We start from the raw sequence: 21,756 nt of genomic DNA, 5'->3' as shown, positions 1-21,756 counted from the left end.
GCATCGGTTCGCAAGTGGCATTATCACAGTGCCAATCCGGCGAAATTGCAAGAGTCCACTTCGCGGAGGTGCACGATGCTGGACGAACTGCCCCTCGACCTGGATCGCGATCGGCCGGAACCACTGTCCGTGCAGGTCGCCGACGGGCTGCGGCATGCGGCGACCACCGGCCTGCTGCACAGTGGCGACCGGCTGCCGTCGTCCCGCGCGCTGGCCCGCCGGCTCGGCGTGAGCCGCACCGTAGTGGCCGCCGCCTACGACCAACTGCACGCGGAGGGCTGGCTCAGCGGCAAGCGCGGCTCCGGCACCTACCTGACCACCGCACCGGCCGCCGTGCCCGTGCGCGCCGCCGAACCCGGCGGCACGGACGCCGAGCGGCATCTGTTCGACCTGTGCCCCGGCGCCCCGTGCATCGAAACCATCGATCCGGCCGCGTGGCGCCGTGCCTGGCGCGCCGCCGCCGACCATTCCGCGCTGGTGCGCAAGGATCGCGCGGGCGAACCGGAATTCCGCACGGCGGTCACCGAACACCTGCTGCGCCACCGTGGTCTCGGCGCGGGCAGCGATACCGTGCTGCTCGCCACCGCTGGAACCAGTTCCGCCGTCGGTGAGTTGGCCGCCGCCCTGCTGCGTCCGGGTACTTCCGTCGCCATGGAGGACCCCGGCTACCAGCGGGCAGCGGGGGCGTTCGCCGCGGCAGGAGTTCGCGTCCTTCCGGTTCCGGTTGATGCGCACGGCCTACGGGTCGACTTGCTGCCCGCGGAAGCGAACGCCGTGTATTGCACACCGGCACACCAGTTTCCGCTCGGCGCGCGAATGCCCGCGGCTCGCAGGGTCGATCTGGTCGAGCACGCCAGACGATCAGGGATCTTCGTCATCGAAGACGACTACGACGGCGAATTACGCTACGACACCGCACCGCTGCCGCTGCTCGCCACCATGGCTCCGGACGTCGTCGTCCACCTCGGCACGACGAGCAAGATCCTGTCGCCAAGCCTCGGCGTCGGGTGGCTACTGGCCGCACCGGAGATCGCGGCGGCGGTGCTCGCCTATCGGGAGCGCACCGGCACCGGCCCGAGCCCCGCGGGCCAGCGCGTGCTCGCGGCCTTCGCCGCGCATGGCGATCTGGCCAGGCACCTGCGCAGATTGCGCCGCGCGCTACCGCCGCGCCGCGCACTGATCGTGACCGAGCTGCGCCGCCGCGGGCTCGGCATCGTCGGGGACGACGCCGGTTCCCATGTCGTCGTCCCCGTGAATTCAGCGGAAACCGAGGAGCGCGCTGTCGCGGCGGGACAGGCGCGCGGCATCGCGCTCGACGGCTTGGCCAGACATCACCTGGGGCCACGCCGCGACCACTTCGGCGTCGCGCTCGGCTACACCGCACTGTCCTGGTCGGACCTGGTCGCCGCCGTCCCGATCGCCGCCGAGTGTCTCGCTCGGCCCGTAGCATGGTCCGCATGAGCGAACAGGACATCTTGGCGCGCATCAAGGAACTGGTCGACCAGGAGCACCGGCTGCGCTCGCAGGCCACCCGCGGTCAGCTGGATCCGAAGACCGAACGGCAGCGTCTCGCCGAACTCGAGGTGATGCTGGATCAGGCATGGGACCTGCTGCGGCATCGCAGGGCTCGGATCGATTCGGGTGAGTCCGCGGACGGCGTGCAAGCCAATTCCGTGTCGCAAGTCGAGGGCTACCTGCAGTAGCGGCCGCCATGTCGAGCGCATCGATCGAATACGACGTCATCGTGATCGGTGGCGGGCCCGCGGGCGAGAACGCCGCCGCGTACGCCATCGCGGGAAACGACCGCACGGCGGCCATCGTCGAGCGCGAACTCATCGGTGGCGAATGTTCCTATTGGGCCTGCATTCCGAGCAAGGCGCTGCTGCGGCCGGGCCACGTGCTGGCGAGCGCACGGTCGATGCCGGGCGTCTCCGCCGCCGGACTCGATGTCGAGGCCGTGCTGCGCCGACGCGACGCCTTCGTCCACGACCACGACGATTCCGCCCAGGTCGACTGGGCCGAGCACAGCCGCATCGAGGTTGTGCGCGGCACCGGCCGCCTGACCGGGGAGCGCCTCGTCGAGGTCGACGGGCAGCAGCTGCGCGCCAGGCATGCCGTGGTGCTGGCCACCGGCACCACCGCCAATATCCCCACCGTGCCAGGCCTGCGCGACGCGCTACCGTGGATCTCCCGCGACGTCACCAACCTGCACGAGGTCCCGCGCCGGGTCGCCGTCGTCGGCGGCGGCGTGGTGGCCTCCGAGGCGGCGACCTGGCTGGCCGCGCTCGGCGCCGAGGTCACGCTGCTTGTGCGCGGCTCGGCCCTGCTGGCCTCGGCCGAACCGTTCGCGGGCGAACGGGTGGCGGCGGCGCTGACCGAGGCGGGCGTGCGGGTGCGGTTCGGGACCGAGCCGAGCGCCGTCGAGCGCCCCGCGGCCAAGGACACCGGCGAGGGGTGGATACACGGCGGTCCGGCCACGGTACGGTTGCGCGGCCCGCAGGGCGAGTCGGAGATCGAAGTGGACGAGATCGTGGTGGCGGCAGGACGCGCACCCTCGACCGAACGGCTGGGCCTTGCGGCGGTCGGCCTACCCGACGGTTACGTGACGGTGGACGACCATCTCACCGTGCGTGGCGTCGAGGGCCACTGGCTGTATGCGATCGGCGACGTGAACCATCGCGCGGCGCTCACGCATATGGGCAAGTACCAGGCGAGGGTGTGCGGGGATGTGATCAGGGCGCGGGCCGACGGGAAACCTCTGGACGACGCGAGGTTCGTCGCGAGTTCCGACCACGGCCGAGTGCCGCAGGTGGTGTTCACCGCACCTGAGGTCGCCTCCGTCGGGCTGACCGAGGCCGCGGCCAGGGACGCGGGCCATGCGGTGGAGACGGTGGACCTCGACATCGCGGTGGCCGGATCGTCCCTGGCGCGCGACGACTACGCGGGCCACGCGAAGCTGGTGCTCGACAGCGCCACCGATACCTTGCTCGGCGCCACGTTCGTCGGCCCCGACGTCGGCGAGCAGCTGCACGCGGCGACCATTGCGGTGGTGGGCCGGGTACCACTGGCGACGCTCTGGCACGCGGTGCCCGCCTTCCCCGCCGTGAGCGAGTTCTGGTTGCGCCTGTTGGAGGCGCGGCGCGGGTAGCTACCATCGGTGGATGACAGACATCACGACCGCCGACGGAGTCCTCCGAGGTCGCCGTGGCCGCCGAGTATCGCGCTGGCGGTCCATTCCCTACGCGACCCCTCCGGTCGGGGACCTGCGGTTTCGAGCTCCGCAGCCAGTCGAACCGTGGTCCGGCGTTCGCCAGGCCACCGAGTTCACCTTCGCCGCGATGCAACACCGCTCCGGATCGCGGATCGGACCGCGCACCTACCAGCCGACCAGCGAGGACGCGCTGACACTGAATGTCACCGCGCCCGCGACCCCCGCCGCGACCCCGCGCCCGGTGCTGGTTTTCATCCACGGCGGCGGCTATCTCACCGGTACCTCCGCGCTGACGCTGTACTCCGGGGCGCGGCTGGCGGTGCGCGGCGACGTGGTCGTGGTGTCGCTGAACTACCGGCTCGGCGCGTTCGGCTACGTCGACTTCGGTGAATTCGGCACGCCGGAACACCCCTTCGACGCCAATCTCGGGCTGCGCGACCAGATCGCCGCACTGAAATGGGTGCGCACCAACATCGCGGCCTTCGGCGGCGACCCGGACAACGTGACGATCTTCGGCGAGTCGGCGGGTGCGCACGCTGTACTCAGCCTCCTCGCCGCACCGGCGGCGAAAGGTCTGTTCCATCAGGCCGTCTCGCAGAGCCCGCCGGCAGACTGGGCGATGACCGTCGCCGAAGCCCGCGCCTTCGCCCGACGCTGCGTCGAGGCGCTCGGCGCTACGCCGGATAACGCGACCACGGCGCTGCGCACCGCGAGCGCCAACGACATCCGCCGCGCCGTCGACCGCACCCTCAACCGTGCGTTACGGGAACAGCCTGGCCTGTTCCCCGTCTGTCCGGTAGTGGACGGCGACCTCCTTCCACGTGCGCCGATCGACGCGATCACCGAGGGCACCGCCCACCGTGTGCCGCTGATCATCGGGACGAACCGGGACGAAGGCACCCTTTTCGCGAGATTCATCGACGAGCTGCCTACCACACCGGATCGGCTGCGCGCGGCGCTCGCCCGCTCCGGCGACGACGTCGAATCCCGTATCGCCGCAGCATATTCCGGCTATCCCCGATCGAAGACGGTGGTGCGAGCCGGTGGCGACTTCACCTTCTGGCGTCCTTCGGTGACCGTGATGGAGGGCCATAGCCGATATGCCCCGACCTACGCTTACCGCTACGACTTCGCCCCGCGTGCACTACATCTCGCCGGGCTCGGCGCCACCCACGCGACCGAACTCATACCGATCTTCGGCGGCGGCGACTCCCCCTTCGTCCGCGCTCTCACCGCCGCGGGCGGTAGGCGCGGGCTGCTCGCCGTCACCGACCAGTTTCAGGACAACTGGCTGACGTTCGCCCACACCGGCGCACCGCTGCCCTCCTGGCCCGCCTATACCGAGGCCCGCAGGTCCACCCTGATCATCGATCACCCCACCCGACTGGAACATGATCCCGACCAGGCCAGACGTCTTGCTTGGCAAGGTGTTCACGTATCGACCGCGAGCTGACCGACGCGGTGCGCTATTTCAGCAGCCGCGACATCCGCCGGTCGGCGAGCACCTTGCCGCCGGTCTGGCAGGTCGGGCAGTACTGGAACGACCGTTCGGCGTAGGAGACCTCGCGGACGTTGTCGCCGCAGACCGGGCATGCCTGCCCGGTGCGGGCGTGTACCCGCATGCCGGAACGCTTCTCGCCCTTGAGCCGGGCGGCGTCCTGGCCGACCGACCGCCGCACCGCGTCGGTGAGCACGTCACGCATGGCGGAGTAGAGTTCGGCGACTTTGTCGGCGCCCAGCGTCTTCGTGTTCGCGAACGGTGAGATCCGCGCGGTGTGCAAAATCTCGTCGGAGTAGGCGTTGCCGATGCCCGCCAGCAACGACTGGTCGACGATCGCGGTCTTGGTCCGCTGCGAGGTGCCGCGCAGGATCTCGGCGAACTGCGCCTCCGTCACTTCGAGCGCGTCGGGGCCGAGCCGGGCTATGCCGGGCACCATTGTGGGATCCTCGACGACATACACCGCCAGGCGCTTCTTCGTGCCCGCCTCGGTCAGGTCGAAGGCCGGCGTCGCGCCCTCCGGGGTGAAGAAGTGCACCCGCAGGGCGAGCGGGCTCTTGCCACCCGGCTTCGGCGGCGTCTGGCTGGGTTCGTCGATCCAGCGCAGCCACCCGCCGCGTGACAGGTGCGTGACCAGCCACAACCCGCCGCATTCCATGCCGAGAAACTTGCCCCACCGGCCTGCCCCGGTGACATCCCGGCCGGAGAGCGCCGTCACGGGAGGCTCGAACGTCTTCACCGCGCTCAGCGCGGCCGCATCGACACGCCCCACCACGGCGCCGACCGCGTGTTCCCGCAGAAACTGCGCCAACGCCTCCACTTCCGGTAGCTCGGGCACGGGTCCAGATTACCCAGACCCACCGACAGCCTGCCGGTTGTCGACCACGGCCGTCCTACCCGCCGCGGCGAAGCAAATAGATGTCCATGATCCAGCCCTTGCGGTCGCGCAGTTCGGTGCGGCGGCGGACGATCTCGTCCCGCACCTCGGACAGCGAGCCCTCGATCAGCGTCTCGTCGGGCATGCCGAGGTAGGCGCCCCACCAGATGTGCACGTCGTCGCCGGGTATCGCGCTGAACGAACAGTCGCCGTCCAACATCACCAGCGCGCCCTCGGCGCCGAGCCCCTCCTCGCGCAGGCGACGCCCGGTGGTGATGTGCACCGGTTCACCGATACCGTGGAGCACCATGCGATGACGCGCGGCCAGCGCCTGCGCGCTGGTGATTCCGGGTATCACCGCATAGTCGAAGGTCACCGCGCCACGCGCGAGCACCCGCTCGACCATCCGCAGCGTGCTGTCGTACAGGGCCGGATCACCCCACACCAGGATGCCGCCGACGCCCTCGACCTCGGCGAAAGCCGACTCCAGCAGCGCGGACCTGCGGTCGTGCCAATCCTCGACGACGCTCGGGTAGTCGATGGGTGTGCGATCGCGCGGCGGGTCGTCGATCGGCACGATCCGGTACGGGCGATCCATGTGCTCGTCCAGGATCGCGGTCCGCACCGCGATCAGCTCCCGCTTGGCCTCGCCCTTGCCGATGACGAAGAACGCCTCGACCCGCCGCATCGCCTTGACGGCCTGCACGGTGACGTGGTCGGGATCACCGGCGCCGATGCCGATCACGTAGAGCTTGCGCATGCGGGCGAGCTTGCCAGGTCGCCCGAAGACTAGAGTGGCCAGGCGTGGCCCCTGACTCGCTTCACCCGGCTTCCACCCCCGACAGCCAGTACGAGGACCTGCTCCGGCTGGTGCTGGCGTCCGGCACGAAGAAGGCGGACCGCACGGGCACCGGAACCAGAAGCATCTTCGGCCACCAGCTGCGCTACGACCTCGCTGCGGGGTTCCCGCTGATCACCACGAAGAAAGTCCACCTGAAGTCGATCGTCTACGAGTTGCTGTGGTTCCTGCGCGGCGACTCCAACGTCGGCTGGCTGCACAAGCACGGCGTCACCATCTGGGACGAATGGGCCGACGCTCACGGCGAACTCGGCCCGGTCTACGGCGTCCAGTGGCGCTCGTGGCCGACGCCGGACGGCACCCATATCGATCAGATCGCGCAGGTGCTACACACCCTGCGCACCGACCCGGAATCACGGCGCATCCTGGTCTCCGCGTGGAACGTGGCCGATCTGGACAAGATGGCGCTTGCTCCCTGCCACGCGTTCTTCCAGTTCCACGTGGCCGACGGCAAGCTGTCCTGCCAGCTCTATCAGCGCAGCGCCGACCTGTTCCTCGGCGTCCCGTTCAATATCGCCAGCTACGCGCTGCTCACCCACATGGTCGCGCAGCAGACCGAGCTGGAGCCCGGCGACTTCATCTGGACTGGCGGCGACTGCCACATCTACGACAACCACCTCGAGCAGGTCACCGAGCAGCTCGGCCGCGACCCCTACCCGTTCCCGAAGCTGCGGCTGCGGCCCGCGCCGACGCTGTTCGACTACCGCTACGAGGACGTGGAAGTGGTCGGTTACCGGCATCATCCGGCCATCAAGGCGCCGGTGGCAGTGTGACCCGCACGATCGGACTGATCTGGGCGCAGACCCGTGACGGGGTGATCGGTTTCCGGAACACCATTCCCTGGCGCGTGCCCGAGGACATGGCGAACTTCAAGGACGCCACCTGGGGTCATCCTGTGGTGATGGGTCGGCGGACCTGGGATTCGCTGCCGCCGAGATTCCGGCCGTTGGCCGGTCGTCGCAACATCGTGGTTACCAGGCAGTCCGATTGGGCCGCCGAGGGCGCCGAACGCGCCGCGTCGGTGCCCGAGGCGCTGACGCGATGCGCCCCCGACACCGTGTGGGTCGCCGGCGGCGGCGAGATCTACCGCGCCGCCATGGACTTCGCCACCGATCTGCGCGTCACCGAGGTCGACACCACCGTAGAGGGCGATGCCTACGCGCCGCCGATCGGACCGGAATGGGATCCGGATGAACCAGAACCCTGGCGCACGTCGAAGACCGGCCTTCGCTTCCGGATCCGCCACTACACCCGCAGGTGATCCGGCTGATCGGACGCCACGTCGCGGGCAGCGTCGACCATGGCGGAACACGCCGGACAGCGGCCCGGCCGGCCAAACACGACCCGCGCGGCGGCGGTCTCGGGCATACTCCTGGATATGTGGCGGGCGGACCTCCATCCGTCCGCCCGCCTCGAGCCGTTGCCACCAGCCCGGCATCGGCTGGTGATCTGCGAAAGGCGGTCCATGGACAAGAAATCGCTGACTGCGGTCGCTCGCCAACAACTCAAGTTGGCAGCCACCGCTACGAGCGGACGTAGTTCACAAACCATCTATGGCGGTCACACGCATTCACTTCGGCAAACGGTGGTCGGCCTGTCGGCCGGGCAGAGCCTGGCCGAGCACGACAACGCGGGCGACGCCACCCTGCTGGTGCTCAGCGGCACGCTGACCCTGATCAGCGGCACCGACGAATGGAAGGGCTCGGCGGGCGACCTGCTCGTGGTGCCCAAGGCACGCCACAGCGTCAAGGCCGTGGACGACGTCGCCTTCCTGCTGACGGTGGCGAAGTAACAGCTACGCCGTGCGTCCCTGCCCGCCGGTCGGACGGGCCGGGCATTAGTCTGTCGATCATGGGTGAGCCGCAGCCGATCCTCGAACCACTCACACCGGCCGCGATCTTCCTTGTCGCCACCATCGACGACGGCGGCGAAGCCGCGGTGCGCGATCTGCTCGCCGACATCACCGGCCTGCGTCGCTCGGTGGGATTCCGGCTGGCGGGCGCCGGGCTCGCCTGTGTCACCTCCATCGGCTCCGCCGCATGGGACCGGCTCTTCGCGGGACCGAAGCCCGTTGAGCTGCATGAGTTCCCCGGCTTCGTAGGCGAGCACCACACGGCGCCCGCAACACCGGGCGACCTGCTGTTCCACATCAAAGGCGAGGCCCAGGACGCCTGCTTCGAGCTGGCCATGGCGATCGGCGACCGGCTCGCCGGCGCGGCGACAATCGTCGACGAGACGGTGGGCTTCCGGTACTTCGAGCAGCGCGACCTACTCGGCTTCGTCGACGGCACCGAGAACCCGGAGGGCCGCACGGCCGTCTCCGCGGCCCTGGTCGGCGATGAGGACCCGGAGTTCGCCGGCAGCAGCTACGTCATCGTGCAGAAGTACACACACCCGCTCGCGGACTGGCGCGCACTGTCGGTCGAGGAGCAGGAGCGCGTGATCGGCCGGACCAAGCTGGACGACTTCGAACTCTCCGATGAGGACAAACCCGCAGACTCGCACGTCGCGATCAACACGCTCGTCGATCCGGACGGCACCGAACGCCAGATCGTGCGCGGCAACATGCCCTTCGGCAGCGTGCGCGACGGCGAGTTCGGCACCTACTACATCGCCTACGCGGCCACCCCGAGCGTCACCGAACGCATGCTCACCCGCATGTTCCTCGGCACCGAAGACGCCGCCTACGACCGCATCCTCGACTTCTCCATCGCCGTCACCGGCACCTCGTTCTTCACCCCGACCATCGACTTCCTCGACGATCTTCCGCCCGCCCCGTGGGAAACGGAGAAATCCGGGGAACCCGTCGGCGTCGATGGGGCAGGTCTGTCCGGCAGCGCCACGGTTTCCGGCGACGGCGCCCTCGGTATCGGCACGTTGAAAAGGAGCACTCGGTCATGAACAACCTCCATCGCGAACTGGCGCCGATCACGTCCGAGGCATGGGCGGCCATCGAAGAGGAGGCGACGCGCACCTTCAAGCGGCACATCGCGGGCCGCCGCGTCGTCGACCTGTCCGGCCCGCACGGCACCGACTACTCCGCCGTCGGCACCGGCCACACCACGCCGATCGCGGCGCCCGACGAAGGCGTGCTGGCCCGCCGGCGCGTGGTCGCGCCCCTGGTGGAACTGCGGGTGCCGTTCACGCTCTCCCGTGCGGAACTCGACAACGTCGAGCGCGGCGCTCGGGACACCGATCTGGACCCGGTGAAGGATGCCGCGAAGAAGATCGCGTTCGCCGAGGATCGCGCGATCTTCGAGGGTTATCCGGCCGCGACCATCACCGGTGTCCGGGAAAGTTCGTCCAACCAGCCGATCACGCTGCCCAGCGACACCCGGCTGATGCCGGAGGCGGTCGCGCAGGCGCTGAGCGCCCTGCGCCTGGCCGGTGTCGACGGACCGTACTCGGTACTGCTGAGCGCCGACCTGTACACCGAGGTCAGCGAGACCTCCGACCACGGGCACATGATTCGCACTCACATCGAACGCCTGATCCCGGACGGCGAGATCATCTGGGCGCCCGCCATCAGCGGCGCGGTCGTGCTCACCACCCGCGGCGGCGACTTCGATCTACGCATCGGCCAAGACCTCTCCATCGGCTATCTGTCGCACGACGCCGAGTCCGTCCAGCTGTATTTCCAGCAGAGCATGACCTTCCTGGTGTACACCGCCGAGGCCGCGGTCGCGCTGACGGCATGAGCCTGTGGCCGATTCGACGCACGGATCGGCCACGGCTGGGAATTCCCGAGGTGTGCGTCCGCGCGCGAGCAGTAGGTACCGTAATGCCGGCAATGCACCAAAGGCAGGTAGGTGAGATGACAACGGTGCGGGTGGGTGTCGTCCCGACGCAGCGCGCGGCGCTCTACAGCGTGCTCGGCATCCTGGTGACCGTGACGATCTGCGGTGCTTTTGTGGCCGCGTTCGGCGCCAACCGGGTGTTCACCGGCCTGCTGGCCGGTGCCGTCGCGGGCGTCGCCGCGTTATCGGCGTTGTTCACCAGGGACGCCGTCGTGCTCACCGACCACACCATCTACCGGCGCACGCCGTGGACGGTGTCCAGCATCGCGTGGGATCGGGTGGTGGCCGGCCGGTTCACCCTCGACGAACGGTCCCGCTGGTCGCTGGCGCTGGACCTGTCCGGCGGCGACGAACCCCATGGCGAGTTGGTCCTACTGTCCATACCGCCGGTGGTCCGCCCGGTCACGGGCGCCTACGACCTGCGCAAGCGCGACCAGGTCACCGAGATCCGGGCGGTGCTGCGCCGCAAGCGGATTCCGGTGACGGTGCTGCCGCAGATCGCGGGTGCGCTGCAGCAACACTGGCAGATCGCACCGCCGACCCACTGATCGTCCGGCGCGGCGCTGCGGTAGAACCGCGCGGGACGCCGTGCGTCGGATTCCGATACCGTCATTCGGCCGGCAGCGCAGGCCGATCGAGTAGCAGGTATGAGTGCAGAGTCACAGCTTCTGCCTGCATCTGGGACCGGTAGACCGGTACCCGTTTCGTTGAGTCGAGTCACCCGAGTCTGTCCCCGATACGTGGACCCGCGAAGTCGGGAAATCCCTACATCGGCAGGCGAATCGATCGAGCTGATCGCTCACACCCGCGCTCACGGCGGCGGTCGACCAGCCGGAGTTCCCACCTGCACGACGGGTCGACCGCGGTATCGCGCGACGACGTCGGACTGTTCCTGAAGAAATTTCAGGTGGCTTCAGGCTGCCTTCAGCCACACTCTGCGACGGTGGTGACCATCTTCGAGACAACCGCTCCCCCAGGAGGTTTCACCATGGATGCCCTTTTGCGTCACGCACTCGACGGCCTGCGCTGGCTGCTCGTCGGCGCCGAATTCGACACCGACCAGGTAACCGTGGTCCGGGAGGTCTGGCAACAGGGGTAATACCGCACCTCACCTATTCCCACCATTCAAACAACTGGTTAAGGTTCCGAGAACATGTTTCTGCGCAAGATCGCCACAGCATCGACGCTTGCCATCGCGGTTGCCGGCATCACTACCGGAAATGTCAGCGCTGCTCCGCAGGCCACCGACAGTGGCACGGTCGGCTACACCGCGACCACATCCGAAGACAGCGCGGTCGTCCACATCGATTCGGGCTCGATGACGGTCGAGAATGGGGTTTTCGAAGTCAAAGCGGCCAACGGCACCGTACTCGCAGGCACCCCGCTGGAATTCCGCGTCGACGATTTCGTTTTCCCCATCGCCGCCGATATCAAGGGCCGGACGGCCACGCTCGTACCGCGATTCGACCTCGAGCATGCCGCCTATCGTCCGGTTGCCCTCCCCTTCGAAGACCAGGCTCGGTGGGAATCGCCGTACGACCGTGAAGTCGCGGCCTTCACTCGATTGAAGGACACCATCGCATCAGGGGCGGCGATCGGTACCACAGTCGGCGGTATCGGCGGCGGCCTCGTCGGCTGTGTGCTCGGTGGCATCGCCGGCGCGACCATCGCCGCTGCGACCATCATCGGCATGTTCGGGCCCTTCATCCCAGCCGCTGCCGTCGGCTGCCTGGGTGGTGTCATCGCCGTGGGCGCTCTCGGCACCCTCGCCGGTCAACTCTTCGTTACGGCACCTGTCGCCATCGCTGCCCTTGTCCAATACTTCACCACGATCAATCAACCCTTCACCCCGCCGACCAAGTAGGACGGCTCGTCCGCGCGGGTGCACAGTCGAGCCATGTCACAGTCCGCGCTGCTGCGTCGTCGTCCCAGTGAGGAGATGGGAACCACCCATCGATACCCGGATCGGAGACGGTCATGGCCACGAAGATTCTTGTCACCGGCGGCACCGGCACACTGGGCCGCCAGGTCCTTCCCCTGTTGCGGAACACCGGCGCCGATGTCCGCGTGCTCAGCCGCAGCGCGCGCGAACCGGTCGACGGCGTCGAGTTCGTAGCTGGAGATCTCTTGCGCGACAAGGAAATCGATGCCGCTGTTGCGGGTGTCGACACCATCCTGCACCTGGCGGGCGACGCCAAGGGCGACGAGGTGGCCACCGAAAACCTGATGCGCGCCGCGTTCGCCGCTGGAGTCCGGCACGTCGTGTACATCTCGGTGACCGCCGCCGATCTGCTGCCGCTGACTTACTTCCGCGCGAAGTTCGCCGCAGAACAGGTGGTCGCCACATCGGGCGTCCCGTGGACCACGCTGCGCGCAGCGCAGTTCCACGACTTCGTGCCGAATCTGGTTGATGCGATGCTGAAGTCGCCGGTGCTGCCGATCCTGGGCGGCGTGTGCGTCCAGCCGGTCGACGCACGGGAGGTGGCGGCCCGGCTGGTGGAATTGGCGCTCGGCGCGCCCGCCGGACGGGTGCCGGACCTGGTCGGGCCGACCGTGATCAGCATGCGTGAACTGGTCCGGGACTATCTGAAGGCGCTCGGCAAGCACCGCGCGCTGCTGACGGTGCGGGTCCCCGGCAAGGCGGGCCGGGTCTACCGCGCGGGCGAGAACCTGGTGTTCGACAGCGCGGATGTCGGCAAGCTGACCTGGGAGGATTACCTGACCGAGCGTGCCGATCGACCGTAGGTATCACGGCGCTGACGCCGGCCATCGCTCGGCATAGCGCCCGCGGCCAGTGACTCTAACGCTCCAGACCGCGCAGCACGATCTGAACGCCATTCCGGAATTCGTCGTCGACCGACATGTCCTTGGCTTGGCCGGCCGTCTGCGCCAGATGCGGATAGTCCTCGGGGGACAGTCGCGCCATCGCAGCCGTGCCCCGACCCGGCAGCGGCGCGTAATGCTCGTTCTGCAGGAAGCCGAGCAGGAATGCGATCAGCGTGCGCTGGGCGATTACCCGTGCGCGTCCGGTGAAACCGCCTTCGGTGAGCACGGCGAGCATGGCCTCCATCACGCGCAGCGATTCCACCGAGGACTGGCGATGCCGCAGCACCAGCGGCACGGCTGCCGGGTGGGCCGAAACCCCGGCGCGGATGTGTTCGATCAGCAGCGTCGCGCCCGCCTTCCAGTCGATCCCGGCAGGCCGCGTCGTGTCGATCGAGGCGAACATCTGGTCCACGATCAGCACCTCGAGTTCGTCGCGGTCGCGGATGTAGCGGTACAGCGCCATGGTGGCCACCCCCAGCTCCTTGGCCACGGCGCGCATGGTCAGCGCGGACAGGCCGTCGCGGTCGAGCACGGCGAGGGCGGCCGACACGAGATCGGTGTTCGTCAGCGACCGAGGACGGGGCACGAGTTGACAGCGTACAAGATACGCGCATACTGATCGTAGGCGTACGATGTACTCCTACGAGAGGAGCCCCATGTCCTTACCCACCGACGTTCCCGACCGAACACTGGTCGCCGTCTCCGGCGCGCAGATCCAGGTGCCGGACCCGGATTGCCTGATCCATCTACAGTTCCGCCGGTTCGCCGGCTGCCCGGTGTGCAATCTGCACCTGCGCTCGATCGTCACCCGCCGGCACGAGATCGCCGCGGCGAACATCCGCGAAGTGGTCGTATTCCATTCCAGCGCGGAGGAATTGCGCAAGTACACCGCTGAGCTGCCACTGGACGTCATCGCCGACCCGACCCGGAAGCTCTACCGTGAGTTCGGCGTCGAGAAATCGCCACGGGCGCTGCTCGACCCGCGTGGCTGGCGCGCCATCCTTCGCGGTGTCGCGCACGACGTGCGCGGCACGCTGCGCGGAAGGCAGGCCGCCCCGCCCGCGAAACCCGACGGCGGCAGTCTCGGGCTGCCCGCCGATTTCCTGATCGCCCCCGGCGGCCGCGTGCTCGCCGCGAAGCACGGTAAACACGTCTACGACCAGTGGTCGGTCGACGAATTGCTCGCGCTCGTACCAGCCATCGAGCGTCGCCCGTGATGGCAATCGAAAGGCCGTTGCCGGCGAGGGCATTCGCGCTGCTGTTCAGCGGATTGCTCGCGGGCGCGTTCGGCTACGGGGCGGTCAACGTGCTGTACGCCTTCCGCAGGGTGCCACTGGACGTACGCTTTACCTTCCACACCGCCCTGATGAGCGTGAACGGCCTTGTGATGCAAGCGCTGATGGGTTTGACCATTTTCTCCACGCTGGTACTCGCCGTGCGCTCCACCGCTCGGTATCGCTGGTTCGCGGGTGGCGCGGCCGTGCTTGCCGTCGCGGCGTTGGTGATCACCCGGCTCGGCAACGTCCCGATCAACCAGCACATCAAAGTGTGGGCGGTCAGCGGTCCCCCGGCCGACTACGCCACACTCCTGGCTCGCTGGGAAGCGTTCCACTTCGCACGCACCGCGTGCGCCGTAGTGGCGTTCCTGCTGGTCGTCATGCTCACCCTGCTCCCCACGAAAGAGGCACGCTTGTGATGACCGTCGAATTGTTCGTCTCCGACGAGTCGCTGACCACCGACCGCAAACGGGCACTCGCCGAACACATCCTGCGCGAGCTGACCACCGAACCCGCCGCGCCGGACTCGGTACTGACGAAAGCCCGTGAACTGACCCATGTTCTGGTGCGCACCCCCGAGGTCTGGGTGACCGGCGGGGCGCTCGCACCGCGCTACCTGGTGCGGCTCACCGTTCCCGGATCATGGAGCAACAACAGTGAATTCGGCGACCACGTGATCCCCCTGATCACAAAGGCAATCGCCGAGTCGGAGACCGATCAGGACCGACTGACCCGCGACCCGCACTGCGTGATCCAGATCATCGGCCTGCGTGAACACAATCTCGGCGTCCTCGGCCGAAAGCTCACCGCCACCGAGATCACCAAGCTGATGACCCAGGAATACCGGGACTCCGGCGACCACGCCGAAGCCCCCGAGGGTTACGCCATCGACCCGGTCTGCGGCATGACTGTCGAGCTGTCGACCGCCCGGTTCACCCTCACCCACGAGGGCACCGACTACGCCTTCTGCGCCCCGGTCTGCCGCAAGGTCTTCGCCGAGGAACATGCAGTCCCCGGCTAGCACACCCCTCGGCCAACGATCGCCCGACCGGCAACGGCGGGCGATCAGGGCAGTAGCGACCCTGGATCGATCGTGAATTCGAAAGGATTGCGCAAGGTGACGGCATCCCCTGCCGCCACCCGGTGCGTCAACTCGTAGGCGTGGTCATCGCCGAGTTCGTGGGCGAACAGCACCGGCAAGGATTCGCCCGACAGCTGCCCCTTGAACGAGTTGGGCTCGAAGCGCCAGTAGCTCGGGATACCCGCCTCTGCATACACGACGGGCTTTACCATTCTGTCCTGCAGCGTGGTGGATTTGGACACCACCTCGACCACTAGTCGAACCTGGTCCGCGGGGATTCCTCGATCATCCCACCCGATCGAACCGCTCGCCACGATCAGATCGGGAATCGGCTCATCGTCGTTGATCAATACCCCGACACCTTCGAGCACGACGAAACCAGACGGTACGGCGTCCGTGAGTGAGCGCACCAAGCATTGGATCAGCCACTGATGCCGGGGCTTCGGCGCGGCATTCACGACGAGCTGACCATTCAACACCTCGTAACGCAGTCCGTCTTCGGGCATGTGCTCGAGGTCGGCAGCCGTCCAGCGCTCTGCACGGTGCACCGGCATAGCCATAAGACCACCTCCAACCTCGTCGAACGGTGACGTACGGTCGCCGCCGATTCCATTCGAGTTTAGCCGAACCGCCGAAACGATCCCGCCGGTAGAGGGCACCGAGCCGTGCCCTGCACCGGCGGATCTCGTCGTGCCGCTATTCAGCGATCACAATCTTGACCTCGGCGGCTGCCATGTCGGTCGGTTCGCCGGGGGCTATGAACCAGTGGGTCACCTCGCCGTCGGCGAGATCGCCGCCGAGGTCGCCGTTCGGGAGGACCGAGAGGGCGCCCGCGGTGGTGGCGGCCAGGAATTCCAGCAGAGCCGCGCGGCCGGATGAGGCGACGGTGAACGTGGTCGACTCGTAGTCGATCTCGTACTCCTCGCGCACCCGTTCGGCCTGGGCGAGCGCCTCGGTCTGGGTGACCGCGACGACGCCGCCCGCCGTGGGAACGACGAACGCCGGATGATCCGCACCGAGCGGGCGCGCCCGATCCGTGTAGGACACCGGATGCGACGCCGCCGCGGCGAGCTCTTGCCGCACCTGCGGGTCGGCCGGTACCAGCCAGCGAATGTCGCTGTCGGCCACCGGTTCCAGGGCGATCCCGAACCCGGCGCCCGCCGCCGACAGCTCCGCCGCCGACAGATCGCCCGCGAACAGGCAGGCCGCACCGGCCTTCTGCACCGCCCACACGGCGACCACGGCGTCCACCGAGCGCGGCAGGGTCACCGCGACGACGTCGCCCGGCCCCGCACCGCGATCGATCAGCACCCTGGCCAGCTGCGAGGAGCGCCGATCCAGCACGTGGTAGGCGACCTCGTCGCCGTCGGCCAAGAGCGCGGGCGCCTCCGGGTCCTCCTCGACGACCTCGCCGAGCACCTTGGCCACCGTGCGCGCACCAACCCGGCCGACCGGCTCCTGCACGGAAGCTGTTGCCGTGATACCGGATTCGACCAGCAGCTGGGCCCGTTCGTCCGCATCCAGAATATCGATGTCGCCGATCAGGGAATCCGGATCGCCGACCAGCGCGTCCAGCACTCGGACCAGGCGCGCGGAGAGGATTTCCACCTCTTCCGCAGTGAACCGGCTGCCCAGATACTTCAGGATCAGCTCGATGGTGGACTCCGCGACCACCATCAGCGTCATCGGATAGTGCGTCGCGTCGTTGAGGTCGACACCAGTGACCGACATGCCGTCGATCGAGCTGGCCGCCGAAATCGCTTCCTTGTCGACCGGATACGACTCGAATACCACCAGCGTGTCGAACAACGACCCGGCACCCGCCACCCGCTGGATGTCGGTGAGCCCCACGTAGTGGTGCTCGAGCAGGTCGGCCTGATCGTGCTGCAACCGCTCCAGCAGCTTGCCGACGGACTCGCGGTCATCGATCCGCAGCCGCACCGGCAGCGTGTTGATGAACAGACCCACCATGGACTCCACACCGGACAGCTCCGCCGGACGGCCGGACACCGTCGCGCCGAACACCACATCACCGCGACCGGTGAGCCGCCCGAGCAGAATGCCCCACGCCGCCTGCACCAGCGTGTTCACCGTGACGCCGAGTTCGGCTGCGTGCTTGGTGATCCTGCGGGTGCGGTCGGCGTCGATCTCGGTGGTCAGCTTGCCGATCTCGTAGTTCTCCGCGGCACGCGGCTGCGGCGCGAGCTGCGTCGGCTCGGTGAGTCCGTCCAGCGCCGACGCCCAGACGCGCAGCGAGGCGTCCCGGTCGCGCCCCGCCAGCCAACCGAGGAAGGTGCGGTAGGACGCCACCCGCGGCAGCGACGTCTGGTCGCCGCGGACCGCGTACAACACCAGCAGATCCCGCAAGAGCAGCGGCATCGACCAACCATCCACCAGGATGTGGTGGGTGGTGATGGCCAGGTGCCACTGCGACTCCTCGCTGCGGAACAACGTGAACCGCATCAGCGGCGAGACGGTCATGTCGAAGCGCGTCGCCTGCTCGGCCGCGACCTGCCTGCGCAGTTCCGCGGTCCGCTGCTCGGCGGGCAGCCCGGTGAGATCCACCTCGCGCCACGGCGCCTCGACCCGATCCAGCACCACTTGCACGGCCTGTCCGTCGGAGTCGGTGACGAACGCGCTGCGCAGATTCGGGTACCGGTCGATGATGCCCTGCGCGGCCGCGTGCAGCCGTGCGACATCCAACGTGCCGCCCAAGTCCACCACGGCCTGAACGGTGTACACGTCCACGGTGGACTGGGACATCAGCGCGTGGAACAGCAGACCGGACTGCAGCGGCGAGAGCGGCCATACCTCGGCCAGCGCCGGGTAGTTCCGTTCCCACAGCTCGATGTCGGTCTGGCCGACCCGAACCAGCGGCATGTCCGACGGCGTGAAGCCGCCCGCGCCCGGCCGCCGGGCATGCGTGGCCAGCGCGGTGAGCGCCTCGACCCAGAGGTCGGCGAACTCCTGCACCTGTTCCTGGCCGAGCAGCCCGGTCGGGAAGGCGAACGACGCACTCAGCTGCGGGCCGTCCGCGCCGTCGGTGACGATCGCGTTGATGTCGATCGTCGCGTTGGCGGGCATGTCGAGGTCCATGTCGACATCCAGCTGACCGAGGTCGGCCGCCGGCACCCAGCCGATCTCGGCTAGCTGCTCGTTGTTCCCCCCTGCCGACATCCGGCCCAGGTAGTTGAAGCTGATCTGGGCTGTGTCGGATCCCGCCTTGCTCCCACTCGCGCTACCGAGGCGCGGCGCGGTTTCCGGGTTCAGATACCGCAGCAGGCCATAGCCGAGGCCCTTGTCGGGCACCACGAGCAACTGCTCTTTGATCGACTTCACGATATCGCCCAGCGCGGCGCCACCGGCGAAGGCGTCTGTGAGGTCCGCGCCGGCCAGGTCCAGCCGGACCGGGTAGGCGGTGGTGAACCAGCCGACGGTGCGCGAGAGGTCCGCGCCGGCGACGACGTCCTCTTCGCGACCGTGGCCTTCCAGCTTGATCAGCACCGAGTCGGCGTCCGCGGGTCCCGCTGTGGTTACGCGAGCTGCCGCCTCCGAACCGGCCGCTCCTGCCGAGCGGTCGCCACGCCAGCGGACGACGGCCATGGCCAGAGCCGACAGCAAACCGTCGTTCACGCCACTGCGGTAGAGGCCGGGAATCGCGGAGAGCACCGCGTCGGTGATCTCGGCGGGCAGTGTGACCTCGACTCGCTCGACGGTCGCGTTCGTGTCGACTTCGGGGTCGAACGCACGCACGCCGAGCAGTGGGTCCGGGGTGGCCGAAACCTGCTGCCAGAACGGCAGTTCCGCGACCCGTTCCGGAGCACGCGCCGCGTCGAGGAGGCTGTGCGCCCAGCGCCGCATCGAGGTGCCGTTGGCGGGCAGCGCCACCGGCTGACCGGCAACCAGTTGCGACCAGGCGACCGCGAAGTCCGGGATCAGGATGCGCCACGACACGCCGTCGATCACGAAGTGGTGCGCGGCGATCAGCAACACGTCGCGCCGCTCACCGTCGAAGGCGAACCACACGAACTGCGCCATCGCAGCATTCGCCGGATCGAGCCGGCCCAGCGCCGCGTCCAGCGCCGCGGTGCCGACCCTGGTCAGCTCCGCCTCGTCGATGTCGACGGCCAGCTCCACCCGATGCACCAGCGCATCGATGTCGACCGCACCGCGCGGCAGCGCCTCGAACGTCCAGTCCGCGCCGGTGCGGCGCAGGCGCGACCGCAGCACGTCGTGATGGTCGAACACGGCCGCGATGGTGCCGACCAGGGTCTCCCGATCGATGCCCTCGGGCAGTCGCAACACCATGGTCTGCGAGAACCGCTGGTAGGACGAGCCGCTCGCAAGGAATTGCGTCATGATCGGCGACAGCGGGATCTCGCCGACACCGCCGCCGGGCAGTTCCTCCAGCTTCGCCTGTTCGGGGCCGCCGAGCGTCGCGATCTCGGCCAGCGCGGCCACGGTGCGTTGCTCGAAGACGTCACGCGGGGTGAAGGTCACCCCACGCGTCTTGGCCCGCGACACCAACTGGATGGAGACGATGCTGTCACCACCGAGCGCGAAGAAGTCGTCGTCCAGACCAACCCTGTCGATGCCGAGCACATCGCCGACCACCTCGGCGATCACCTGTTCCGTGGGGTTTTGCGGGGCGCGGTAGGCGCGGGTCTCCACGGCTGGTTCGGGTAGTGCTTTGCGGTCCAGCTTGCCGACCGGCGTGAGCGGGATCTCGTCGAGCACGACGATCGCCGCGGGCACCATGTACTCCGGCAACGTCCGCCCGATCCGTTCGGTCAGCACGGCAGGCTCCAGCGTCGCCCCCTTGGCCGGCAGCACGTAGGAGACCAGCATCGTGGCGCCGGAACCGGCTTCGCGGCCGACCGTGACCGCGAAGTCGACGCCTGGCTGCGCCGCGAGCGCCGCATCGATCTCACCGAGCTCGATACGGAAACCGCGCACCTTCACCTGGAAGTCGTTACGGCCCACATACTCCACCACCGGGACGCCCCCGGCCCTGCCCCAGCGCACCATGTCGCCGGTGCGGTAGAGACGATCACCAGGCGCACCATACGGATCGGCGACGAACCGCGCCGCCGTCAGTCCCGGTCGCGCGTGATAGCCACGCGTCAACTGGATACCACCCACATAGAGTTCGCCCGCAACACCTTCAGGCACCGGACGCAGCCTGCTGTCGAGCACCAGCGACCGCATGCCGCGGATCGGACCGCCGATGGTGACCGGGTCACCAGGCCGCAACGCGTCACTGATGTTGGTCATGATCGTCGTCTCGGTGGGCCCGTACCCGTTGTGGAACGCCCGCTCGGACACCCCGACCCACTTGGCCGCCAGATCAGCGGGCACCGCTTCGCCGCCCGCCACGATCGCCCGCATACCCGACAACGCGTCCGAGTCCAGCGACGCCAGCACCGACGGGGTGAGGAAGGCGTGCGTGACACCCTCGGCACGGATCAGGTCGGCCAGTGCCTCCCCGCCGAAGGTCAGCGGCGGCGCGACCACGAGCCCGCCCGCCGAGCCGAGCGCGAGCAACAACTCCAGCATCGACGCGTCGAAGGACGGGGATGCGAACGCCAGGGCCCGCGAATCCCGGTCCAGGCGATACCGCTCCACCTGCTCGGCGCTGAAGTTCGCCAGGCCGGCATGGGTGACCACGACGCCCTTGGGGAGACCGGTGGAACCGGACGTGTAGATCACGTACGCAGTGTTTTCCGCCCGGATCACACCGTGCCGCTCGGAATCGGCGATCGGAAGATCCGACTGCGCCTGCACTTCGGCCTCGAACTGCGGATCGTCCAAGGCCAGCCAGCCGGCACCGCTCGCGATCGGCGGCAGCGCAGCGGCTTCCGCGGCGATCGTGAGGCCGAGCTGCGCACCCGAGTCGGAGACCATGTGCGCAATGCGGTCGGCCGGGTAGGCCGGGTCGACCGGCAGGAATGCGGCACCCGACTTGGCCACCGCCCACACCGCGAGCACCGACCGGATCGACCGCGGAATCGCCACGGCCACCAGCACCTCCGGACGCGCGCCACGATCGATCAGGACACGCGCCAATTGTGTGGAGGCGGCATCGAGTTCGGCGTAGGTCAACGAGTGGCCCTCGAAGACGACCGCCGGACCGTGCGGATTCGCGGCCGCCGCGGCCGTCATGAGCTCCGGAAGAGTGCGCGGCCGCACTGCTGGGCCACCAGCCCGAGTGAGCAGATCAGTGCGCTCTGACTCCTCCAGGATCTGCAGGTCGCCGACCGGCTGCTCTGGTTGGGTGGTGATCGCGTGCAGTAGTCGGGTGAACCGTTCGGCGAATACCCGCACGGTGTC

Annotated in this window: 20 protein-coding genes; 15 read left to right on the top strand and 5 right to left on the bottom strand. The window is 68.4% G+C overall.

Annotated features, from left to right (window positions below):
- Positions 1-75: 75 nt before the first annotated feature.
- Genes AB0H00_RS25095 through AB0H00_RS25080 form a run of 4 tightly spaced genes read left to right on the top strand, consistent with a single transcriptional unit; the run spans position 76 to position 4,664 of the window.
- A complete protein-coding gene (locus AB0H00_RS25095; RefSeq protein WP_357270687.1) occupies positions 76-1,461 on the top strand; it encodes a PLP-dependent aminotransferase family protein in 1,386 nt (461 codons plus the stop codon).
- Complete coding sequence (locus AB0H00_RS25090) at positions 1,458-1,703, top strand: DUF2630 family protein (protein WP_357270684.1); 246 nt, start codon at positions 1,458-1,460, stop codon at positions 1,701-1,703. The genes AB0H00_RS25095 and AB0H00_RS25090 overlap by 4 nt, the downstream gene beginning before the upstream one ends.
- 8 nt (positions 1,704-1,711) lie before the next feature.
- Positions 1,712-3,148: an NAD(P)/FAD-dependent oxidoreductase gene (locus AB0H00_RS25085; protein WP_357270681.1), complete on the top strand. Its 1,437-nt coding sequence runs from the start codon at positions 1,712-1,714 to the stop codon at positions 3,146-3,148.
- A gap of 13 nt (positions 3,149-3,161) precedes the next feature.
- Positions 3,162-4,664 carry a carboxylesterase/lipase family protein gene (locus AB0H00_RS25080; RefSeq protein WP_357270678.1) on the top strand — a complete coding sequence of 501 codons (1,503 nt, stop codon included), beginning with the start codon at positions 3,162-3,164 and terminating at the stop codon, positions 4,662-4,664.
- 13 nt (positions 4,665-4,677) lie between these two features.
- Here the strand turns inward: AB0H00_RS25080 and AB0H00_RS25075 are convergent, their stop codons facing one another.
- Both AB0H00_RS25075 and cobF read right to left on the bottom strand, forming a co-directional pair.
- Positions 4,678-5,547 (bottom strand): DNA-formamidopyrimidine glycosylase family protein, encoded by an 870-nt coding sequence (locus AB0H00_RS25075; protein ID WP_357270675.1) that lies wholly within the window; start codon positions 5,545-5,547, stop codon positions 4,678-4,680.
- A gap of 55 nt (positions 5,548-5,602) precedes the next feature.
- Complete coding sequence (gene cobF / locus AB0H00_RS25070; RefSeq protein ID WP_357270672.1) at positions 5,603-6,346, bottom strand: precorrin-6A synthase (deacetylating); 744 nt, start codon at positions 6,344-6,346, stop codon at positions 5,603-5,605.
- 44 nt (positions 6,347-6,390) lie between these two features.
- Here cobF and AB0H00_RS25065 point away from each other — a divergent pair, with 44 nt between their 5' ends.
- The 8 genes from AB0H00_RS25065 (at position 6,391) to AB0H00_RS25030 (ending at position 12,987) form a co-directional block, all read left to right on the top strand.
- Complete coding sequence (locus AB0H00_RS25065) at positions 6,391-7,218, top strand: thymidylate synthase (RefSeq protein ID WP_357270669.1); 828 nt, start codon at positions 6,391-6,393, stop codon at positions 7,216-7,218.
- Positions 7,215-7,706: a dihydrofolate reductase gene (locus AB0H00_RS25060; RefSeq protein ID WP_357270665.1), complete on the top strand. Its 492-nt coding sequence runs from the start codon at positions 7,215-7,217 to the stop codon at positions 7,704-7,706. Before AB0H00_RS25065 ends, AB0H00_RS25060 begins: the two co-directional genes overlap by 4 nt.
- 204 nt (positions 7,707-7,910) lie before the next feature.
- The gene (locus AB0H00_RS25055) at positions 7,911-8,237 is read left to right on the top strand and encodes a cupin domain-containing protein (protein ID WP_327110265.1); all 327 of its coding nucleotides are present in this window, start codon (positions 7,911-7,913) and stop codon (positions 8,235-8,237) included.
- 59 nt (positions 8,238-8,296) lie between these two features.
- Positions 8,297-9,346 (top strand): Dyp-type peroxidase, encoded by a 1,050-nt coding sequence (locus AB0H00_RS25050; RefSeq protein ID WP_357270662.1) that lies wholly within the window; start codon positions 8,297-8,299, stop codon positions 9,344-9,346.
- A complete protein-coding gene (locus AB0H00_RS25045) occupies positions 9,343-10,143 on the top strand; it encodes a family 1 encapsulin nanocompartment shell protein (protein ID WP_357270659.1) in 801 nt (266 codons plus the stop codon). Before AB0H00_RS25050 ends, AB0H00_RS25045 begins: the two co-directional genes overlap by 4 nt.
- 116 nt (positions 10,144-10,259) lie before the next feature.
- The gene (locus tag AB0H00_RS25040; protein WP_357270656.1) at positions 10,260-10,790 is read left to right on the top strand and encodes a hypothetical protein; all 531 of its coding nucleotides are present in this window, start codon (positions 10,260-10,262) and stop codon (positions 10,788-10,790) included.
- 605 nt (positions 10,791-11,395) lie between these two features.
- On the top strand, positions 11,396-12,106 hold the full coding sequence (locus tag AB0H00_RS25035; RefSeq protein ID WP_357270653.1) for a hypothetical protein: 711 nt from the start codon (positions 11,396-11,398) through the stop codon (positions 12,104-12,106).
- Between the two features lie 113 nt (positions 12,107-12,219).
- Positions 12,220-12,987: an NAD(P)H-binding protein gene (locus AB0H00_RS25030; protein ID WP_357270650.1), complete on the top strand. Its 768-nt coding sequence runs from the start codon at positions 12,220-12,222 to the stop codon at positions 12,985-12,987.
- A gap of 55 nt (positions 12,988-13,042) precedes the next feature.
- Here the strand turns inward: AB0H00_RS25030 and AB0H00_RS25025 are convergent, their stop codons facing one another.
- Complete coding sequence (locus AB0H00_RS25025; RefSeq protein WP_357270647.1) at positions 13,043-13,654, bottom strand: TetR/AcrR family transcriptional regulator; 612 nt, start codon at positions 13,652-13,654, stop codon at positions 13,043-13,045.
- Between the two features lie 70 nt (positions 13,655-13,724).
- On the opposite strand from AB0H00_RS25025, the gene AB0H00_RS25020 reads away from it, so the two are divergent.
- From AB0H00_RS25020 to AB0H00_RS25010, 3 genes are read left to right on the top strand one after another with little or no spacing between them, the layout of a single operon-like run.
- Entirely contained in the window at positions 13,725-14,285 is a 561-nt protein-coding gene (locus AB0H00_RS25020) for a peroxiredoxin-like family protein (RefSeq protein ID WP_357270644.1), read from the top strand.
- On the top strand, positions 14,285-14,764 hold the full coding sequence (locus AB0H00_RS25015; RefSeq protein ID WP_357270641.1) for a DUF1772 domain-containing protein: 480 nt from the start codon (positions 14,285-14,287) through the stop codon (positions 14,762-14,764). The genes AB0H00_RS25020 and AB0H00_RS25015 overlap by 1 nt, the downstream gene beginning before the upstream one ends.
- Positions 14,764-15,366, top strand: coding sequence for an ATPase (locus AB0H00_RS25010; RefSeq protein WP_357270638.1), 603 nt, complete (start codon positions 14,764-14,766; stop codon positions 15,364-15,366). The genes AB0H00_RS25015 and AB0H00_RS25010 overlap by 1 nt, the downstream gene beginning before the upstream one ends.
- Before the next feature lie 44 nt (positions 15,367-15,410).
- Here the strand turns inward: AB0H00_RS25010 and AB0H00_RS25005 are convergent, their stop codons facing one another.
- Together AB0H00_RS25005 and AB0H00_RS25000 are read right to left on the bottom strand one after the other, a co-directional pair.
- Complete coding sequence (locus AB0H00_RS25005) at positions 15,411-15,986, bottom strand: Uma2 family endonuclease (protein ID WP_357270635.1); 576 nt, start codon at positions 15,984-15,986, stop codon at positions 15,411-15,413.
- A 136-nt stretch (positions 15,987-16,122) separates the two neighbouring features.
- Positions 16,123-21,756, bottom strand: a 5,634-nt coding sequence (locus tag AB0H00_RS25000; RefSeq protein ID WP_357270632.1) for an amino acid adenylation domain-containing protein, incomplete at its 5' end; no start/stop codon positions are given.

The organism is Nocardia sp. NPDC023852 (assembly GCF_040639505.1).
Taxonomy (GTDB): Bacteria; Actinomycetota; Actinomycetes; order Mycobacteriales; family Mycobacteriaceae; genus Nocardia.
This window is presented reverse-complemented; position numbering and strand designations above follow the sequence as displayed.